This window comes from Psychrobacter glacincola (assembly GCF_965118485.1).
Taxonomy (GTDB): Bacteria; Pseudomonadota; Gammaproteobacteria; order Pseudomonadales; family Moraxellaceae; genus Psychrobacter; species Psychrobacter glacincola_D.
In genome coordinates this window covers 1-6912 of sequence record NZ_CBCPJH010000062.1, presented here as the reverse complement: position 1 = coordinate 6912, position 6912 = coordinate 1, and the positions used below count along the sequence as shown (strand labels likewise).

Below are 6912 nucleotides of genomic sequence, written 5' to 3'. Positions count from 1 at the left end.
CTTTTAATTCTTTAGTTATTAATAACCAATAATGCTTTTAATGCTTTTAATGCTTTTAATGCTTTTAAGTCCGCTATAGCCCTTGTTAATAAAGGCACTCACGACCCATAGAACGTAGTTTACTTACCCATAGAACGTAGTTTACTTACCCATAGAACGTAGTTTACTTACCCATAGAACGTAGTTTACTTACCTTATAACGATAACTATTTATTTATCGTTATAATGATGCTATATTATTTATCGTTATACAGTTAGAGGGGTTAAGTTGATGAAACCAAGTGTGAATGCAGGTAATAATAAGATGGATCTTATAGTTAAGACAAACAGACTAAATACAGCAATCCAAAATCTTACGCTTGCTGAAATAAGGTTGGTTCAGTTGGCTATCATAGACAGCAGAGAGAAAAATGAAGGTTTATCAGCCGATAAGCCTCTAACTATAAAAGCCTCAAGGTACGCTGAAGCGTTTGGGACGACACGACAGGGGGCTTATGACGTCCTTAAAAAAGCAGAAGAAAATCTATTCGAGCGTAGGTTTACTTTTTTAGACGAAAACGATGGTTATCCCGTTAAGTCCCGTTGGATAAGTCAAGCAAAGTATAAGCAGGATAAAGGCACTATCGAAATTATATTTACGCCTGCGGTAGTAAATGAAATAACACGTATAAATGGTATAGAACAGTTTTTTACTAAGTACACGTTAGAACAAACATCGATGCTCAACAGCATGTATTCAGTACGTTTGTATGAACTTCTAATACAATGGCGTGAAGCCAAAAAGACCCCTTTATTTGGCTTGAAAGTATTTAGAGGGCAACTTGGAGTGGATGATGATGAATATGAACGGATGTGTGACTTCAAATCTGGTGTTTTAAACAAAGCTATTAAAGAGATTAATAAGCACACTGATATCAAAGTTAGCTATGAGCAAGAAAAAGATGGTAAAAATATTATTGGCTTTAAATTTAAGGTACTGTCAAAAAGTAAGCCGAAAAGCAGTACACGACAAGGTATTAGTAGAGACGTAGATACAGCAGATATGTTCACGGTTGATGGGCTAAATGACAATCAACTAGGGCGTATTGCTCGTAACCCTCAGTTTGTTACTGACTATAATCACATGGTCAGTCCTACTAGCCCAGCTGGACAGTCGCAGCAAGGATGGGAGTTTGAAATGATTAATCGACTAAAAAAAGACGCATCACAGTTTAAGAAACGTCCAATTAGAGAGTACCTTGAGTATTAATACCTAATAAACCGTTATAAATAATGACTGCCATCAAAAAAAGCCAACTAATATATATCAGATGGCTTTTAAATAGTGTCTAGGTAACGCTTAAGATATAAATATCTTATTCACAATAACAGGCGGCGCTGCACTTTTCACAATCATCGCAAAGGTTACAAGTATAGCCACAATGGCTACAAATACCTGATTTGCACGTGATAGACAAGTTGATAAACTTTTTATTAGTATAAATAAACTTCATAAAAATCCTTATATATGGAAAAGTGGGCTTTCGTATGGAAGTATAAACTATTATTTGCAACCAAAAAGCAAATGAGCATCCTAAATCTTAATTTTCTATCTACCTAGATGCTCTTCATTCTTACGCATCGTCTCTTTATCTTCTGCTGCGTCATAATCTTTCTTAGCTTGTTCGCTTCTTTCTCTTCGATCGTGTTCTTGGCGATATTCTGACTCTTCTTCATCTCTGCCACCTGCTTCTTCCCAGTCCTGATGTTCTGGACTACCTTTAAACGAACTACTCATAACTTTCTTCCTTAGTTATTTTGTTTAGCCCTAAATGTAGTACATCTGGCGATGCTATTGCAAGCTATCTGGATTATAAGTAATAAAAAACCATCAAAAAATGCAGATACAAATAAGTGTATCTCTAATATTCCTCTGGATGAATTGGATCAAACCCTAAATACTGTATAGCATTTATTCCGCTACTTTTATTGGATAGGAAAAATGGTTTTTTGAAGTCATATACTTTATCAATTCTATGGTGCGTGGCTTGTCTAGTTTTTTCATAAAAATTATTGGGGCATTTTTTCAGTGTTTCAAATGTTTTTTTAGGTTGGAATGCAACGACTGATAAACTAGATTTGCGTATAGTGGATACGTGTTCTGGGCAAAGGAAAACAGGAAACCAGATTTTATTGTCTAAGGAGAACTCAAAATCATCTTCTATGATGTCGATTCTGTTAATTTGATCCTGAGTTGAGTCGAGGTTTTTTAGATTTATAAGCAATGAAAAAATAAAATCTTCTATAGACGAGGGCGTTGTATCCCGTAGATTAGGAAATACGATAAGTAATGTACAAAAATTCTTATCGTCACCTATTTTTTCTACATATTCTGAAAAGCATTTCAGTTGTTTATACACATCTAAATATTTTTTTTGGCAGTCTTCGTATTTATAATTAGTAGTATCATAAATATACATATGTTTTTTATGGAACGAATTTATAGCGAATAGACAAGGGAAATCTTGAGACGCGAAGGTATGCTTTAACTCTTCATATAGAGGTAAATTATTATCACGAAGATGAAGAATGTTACAGTATTTGGATGTCATGCCTTTGAGAAAGTAATATCTTTTTCTGATAAATCAGTATATAACTTCAGAGACAATAAAAATTCTTCTCTGAAGTTATCACAAATCTCAACGTGCTTATCGTGGAAGCTACCCTCATAATAGAAAGAAGCAGGGCATAGCTCGCAGAAGTTATATGCGAAACACTTTGAGCAAGAATCATGCTTGTTAGCATAGAACTCACCTTGGATACTATGCGAAGCATCTACTATTTCATCGCTGTCTTTCACAATATTGAAGGAAGATATGCGTTCACAAAACTGCATTTCACCATTCGAACGTATATATGTACGATTGGCAAAAGGGGTGCATTTCTTCTTACCTTCCTGAGCGTCCTCACCTAATTTTCTAAAGGCTATCTTTTGAACTAACGGTAAGAGCCTGTCTTTATAAAAACTATTGTCTGAGAAGTCTTCGTTTAGAAAAATGTTTTTTAAATTATCATAGTGATCATTATTAAATTTGTTATACTTCCTAGTTTCTAGGATAGAGTCTTGCAGAGGAAAAGAAAATCGAATATCAATCCCTTTAAGCAATTCATTGGAATTAACTTCTCTATTGATATAATCAAGATCATCAATACTATTAATTACGCTGTTTATAATTAATTTTGATGAGTAAAATTCTAAACTATAGCCCTTCAAATCTTGAAGGTTGCTCATAATTTTATTCCAACTCGGTTTTCCATTTATTGTTATTCTTTTTGAATCATGATTTTTCTGATAACCATCTAAGCTTACTGTTATCAAAAAATCATTTCTTATTAGAAAATCAAACTTATCTTTTGTTAATGCCATGCCGTTAGTAGTAAAAGAAAACTTTACTCTATCTTTGAATAGAGATTTTGCGTAGTTAGTTAGCTCTACTATTTCATTGAATTCTAAGAGTGGCTCACCGCCATAAAAAATAATGTAGGCATCTTCTCTAGCACGTTGGAAAAAATCGTTTATTTTCTGTTTGGCTATACAATGGTTCAATTTAGTAGAAGAGTGAGATCTCTCTTGAGGATAAGCATCATCAAAGACACAGTATGTACAACGTAAATTACACTGCTCTGTTAATTCAAGAATTAGGGTTTTAGCAGAGTTTCTGACTTTCAATTCTGTTTGAGTATCAGGGAGGACAGATCTTTTTATATCTGGCAACCCCAATTGCTCTCGACTTGCACCTTCGATGATCTCGAAATCAGGATCTAAACTATAGATGTCGTTTGATAGCCCATCAAAAAGATATCTCTTACCTTCACTTGATTTGATCTCTAAATACATCGGTTAGTGTCCTTTTAGCGTGCGTATCCGCCTTGTAGCGTGCACTTGCCTTTTACTGTACCTAGTTCTGGCGGAAAAACTTTTTGCATAATAATCTCCATAATTACGGTTGAGGTTAACTTGCTATATTAGATTTAATTGGCTCTAAACACAAGGTTTAATGGATTGATTTTTGTTGAGTAAAGACAACCTACTGTAAATCAGCTATAACCTATATGCCAAAAGGATTTTTCGGAACTATGTTCTCAAGTATATCGCTAAAAATCGTCTGACTATAACCAGCCTCAGAAAACATTTGATTAGAAACTTACTACTGATTTATTTTAACTCACAGCTCAATATAACGACCTAATATCAAGGGTTGTGGGCTAAAATTAATATTTAAATATAATTCCATGTATTGGTTAAATTAGATTCAATAGAATAGCATGATGAAATGCATACTATTCTATTGAGAGATGGTTGTGTCCCTCTGACTAAGAGCGCGTTTTCGAGAACTGTGATATATTCACCTAACGGTTCATATTTCCCAATTCTCAAAACACGTTGGGGACACCCCAAACCCCAAAAAACCAAGCTCGTAATTAGGCAATCGTTATGGCGATATTCATGGCAAGCACCAAGTCAGTATCCAGAGCAAAAGGACAAAGTGCGATTGCTGCTGCCGCTTATCGTGCTGGTGATAAATTACTTGATGAAGACAAAGATCACGGCAAGCTCCACGACTATGAAAAACGCAGCGGCGTATTAAGTGCCGATATTATTCTGCCGACGGCCTTAGCTGATAGCGAGATTGGCAGAGCCGAATTATGGAACATGGCAGAACGTAATGAAACCCGAAAAAATAGTCGCGTGGCTCGTGAATGGCTGATTGCCTTACCACATGAATTGGGCGAACAAGATCGCAAAGATTTAGCCCATGACTTCGCCAGAACCCTAGCCGATAGATATCAGGTGATCGCAGATTGTGCGATCCATGTGCCAACGGTTAAGGAAATCGAGCGCGGTGCAAGCCCTCTTAACTTCCATGCCCATATCTTATTAACTACGCGCACTGCCACGATTGATGATGACGGTAAAATATATCTCACCAAAGATAAAGCCGATAGCGAAATATCAGACGATGACCGCAGAAAAAAGGGCTTGCCGCGCATGAGCGTGGAAGTTAAAGCCGTACGCGAACTGTGGGAGCATACGGCAAACAAGGTATTAGAAGCAAAAGGGCATAACCTAATCGACAGCCGTAGCTATAAGTCACAAGGTATTGACCTAGTGCCACAACTCAAGATGGGTAAAGACGCGACGCACTTGGAACGTAAAGGGGTACCGACCGAGAAAGGCAAGTTTAACCGTGAGATTATCCAGTCTAATGCATTGGTTTGGAACAAACACCTAGACGACAACCAAAAAACCAATGCTAAAGCAGATCGAACCATTGCCGATCTACGCGAAAGCAAGCTATTCATTGTCCCAGCTGCGCCTAAACCTGAATTTAAAGAGCGCAAAGTCTCTCAAGCAGACCTAACACGCGCTTACGATATGGCAAACAGACTTAAAACCATAAAGCTTGACCGTGAAAAGGCACAACAAGCCGAACAAGAGCGACTAAGACAGCAGAAAATAGCTGCCGCTGAACAAAAAAAGCAAGAGCAGTTAGAACAAGAGAAGCGAGAGCAACAACAGCGCAGAGACCAAATAAGCGAAAGGATTGCTATGGAAACACGGCAATTTAATCAGAACTTTAAGCGACTAGCACAGCAACTCATTAAATTTGATAAGCCATACTTACAGAAAATAGACCCAGACAGCGAGTTTGGAAAGCACCTTGTGGCTATTGTAGCCGCAGACACCCTCATGCGAGAGCTAACAAGCTATCAACGCGACCCTAGTACCACAAAGCACCAACGAGAGCTTGCAGAGGTTCAATACGAGCGTTTAGGCAACACCCTTATCGAGCAATCGCAGTCAGCATTAGATAGTAGCAAAAGCACACGACAGAGCATGACGCAAAAAGAGTATACAGCAGCATTAAAGGGCGTTTTTGATGCTATGGTACCTGAGCATAAGCAAAACCTCACACAAGCGCAGCAGGAGCGCCTACAGAGCGTCTCAGCAGCCATTAATGACCATAGCTATGATATCGATCGCAGTCGTAGCAGAGGACTAGGATTTCAGATATGACCGACAACGCCCAGTCGATTGAAATAACAGAAATAATATTTACCCTTCAAATACTCATCGAACACCAGCAAGAGCTATTAGCAGAAGGTAAAGCTCAGGGTCAAACTAACGATGAACATGTAAAACAAATTTCAGCAATGATAAGGCAGTTAACTGAGCTATTAAAAACGTATCAAGATAACGCCCAGTCGATCACAGACAACACCATTCAATCTATCAAAAAAACTATAAGCGTAGCCTTTGAGAAAAACCAAGAAAGCTACCATGCCCTGATAAATAAAGGCTTTACTACCCACATAGACACAGCAACTAAAAAACTATCAACGGTTGCTGATAAGGTTGGACAAGAATTAGAAGATATTAAGGTTGCTGCTACCAACTCAAAAACTGAATTTAAAGAGAGACAGGGCTTTTTCAAACTGTATGAGAGCACGTATGACGATCAAAGCAAGAAGCTCAAAGAGAGTGTAGAAGGTACCGTTACTGACATTATCAAAAATACCAAAGACAAGCTTAAAGATATTGGAAGTGATTTTAGCGATGACTTAGCAAAAAAGCTTAGCTGGAAAGTGACTGCTGTGCTTATTGCTGTCTGTCTCTCAGTTGTTCTTTTAACATTTGGTCTATCTTGGTTATTTATTCCCAGTAAAGCTGAAATCAGTAATCGACAAGCAGACTATGATGAACTAGCTAAGGCTCAAGTCATACCTAGTATTACTAAACGTGTAGATGGTTATTATGCACGTATTGATTCTAAATCATGTATTGATAACCCTGATTCATACCCATGGAATAAATCATTGTTATGCAAAATTAAGTAAATTAATTTATGTTTTAATCATTAAAAAACAAAG

The 6912-nt window shown here is 37.2% G+C and carries 6 protein-coding genes; 3 read left to right on the top strand and 3 right to left on the bottom strand.

Annotated elements, in window-relative coordinates; all coding sequences use genetic code 11:
- Positions 1-271 precede the first annotated feature (271 nt).
- On the top strand, positions 272-1249 hold the full coding sequence (gene repM, locus ACMHKH_RS14240; protein ID WP_413521288.1) for a replication initiation protein RepM: 978 nt from the start codon (positions 272-274) through the stop codon (positions 1247-1249).
- A 339-nt stretch (positions 1250-1588) separates the two neighbouring features.
- Here repM and ACMHKH_RS14235 read toward each other — a convergent pair whose 3' ends face one another.
- From ACMHKH_RS14235 to ACMHKH_RS14225, 3 genes are all read right to left on the bottom strand, one after another.
- Positions 1589-1777 carry a hypothetical protein gene (locus ACMHKH_RS14235; RefSeq protein ID WP_413521287.1) on the bottom strand — a complete coding sequence of 63 codons (189 nt, stop codon included), beginning with the start codon at positions 1775-1777 and terminating at the stop codon, positions 1589-1591.
- Between the two features lie 124 nt (positions 1778-1901).
- On the bottom strand, positions 1902-2591 hold the full coding sequence (locus tag ACMHKH_RS14230; protein ID WP_413521286.1) for a YqcI/YcgG family protein: 690 nt from the start codon (positions 2589-2591) through the stop codon (positions 1902-1904).
- Positions 2588-3877, bottom strand: a complete 1290-nt coding sequence (locus ACMHKH_RS14225) for a radical SAM protein (RefSeq protein ID WP_413521285.1) — start codon at positions 3875-3877, stop codon at positions 2588-2590. The genes ACMHKH_RS14230 and ACMHKH_RS14225 overlap by 4 nt, the downstream gene beginning before the upstream one ends.
- 609 nt (positions 3878-4486) lie before the next feature.
- Here ACMHKH_RS14225 and ACMHKH_RS14220 point away from each other — a divergent pair.
- Together ACMHKH_RS14220 and ACMHKH_RS14215 are read left to right on the top strand one after the other, a co-directional pair.
- Positions 4487-6058, top strand: coding sequence for a MobA/MobL family protein (locus ACMHKH_RS14220; RefSeq protein ID WP_413521284.1), 1572 nt, complete (start codon positions 4487-4489; stop codon positions 6056-6058).
- Positions 6055-6879: a hypothetical protein gene (locus ACMHKH_RS14215; RefSeq protein ID WP_413521283.1), complete on the top strand. Its 825-nt coding sequence runs from the start codon at positions 6055-6057 to the stop codon at positions 6877-6879. The genes ACMHKH_RS14220 and ACMHKH_RS14215 overlap by 4 nt, the downstream gene beginning before the upstream one ends.
- Positions 6880-6912 lie beyond the last annotated feature (33 nt).

Bases quoted from the DNA above. Each gene is read 5' to 3' on its own strand.
- repM (WP_413521288.1), top strand. From the start codon at position 272: ATGAAACCAAGTGTGAATGCAGGTAATAATAAGATGGATCTTATAGTT.
- ACMHKH_RS14235 (WP_413521287.1), bottom strand. From the start codon at position 1,777: ATGAGTAGTTCGTTTAAAGGTAGTCCAGAACATCAGGACTGGGAAGAA.
- ACMHKH_RS14230 (WP_413521286.1), bottom strand. From the start codon at position 2,591: ATGACATCCAAATACTGTAACATTCTTCATCTTCGTGATAATAATTTA.
- ACMHKH_RS14225 (WP_413521285.1), bottom strand. From the start codon at position 3,877: ATGTATTTAGAGATCAAATCAAGTGAAGGTAAGAGATATCTTTTTGAT.
- ACMHKH_RS14220 (WP_413521284.1), top strand. From the start codon at position 4,487: ATGGCAAGCACCAAGTCAGTATCCAGAGCAAAAGGACAAAGTGCGATT.
- ACMHKH_RS14215 (WP_413521283.1), top strand. From the start codon at position 6,055: ATGACCGACAACGCCCAGTCGATTGAAATAACAGAAATAATATTTACC.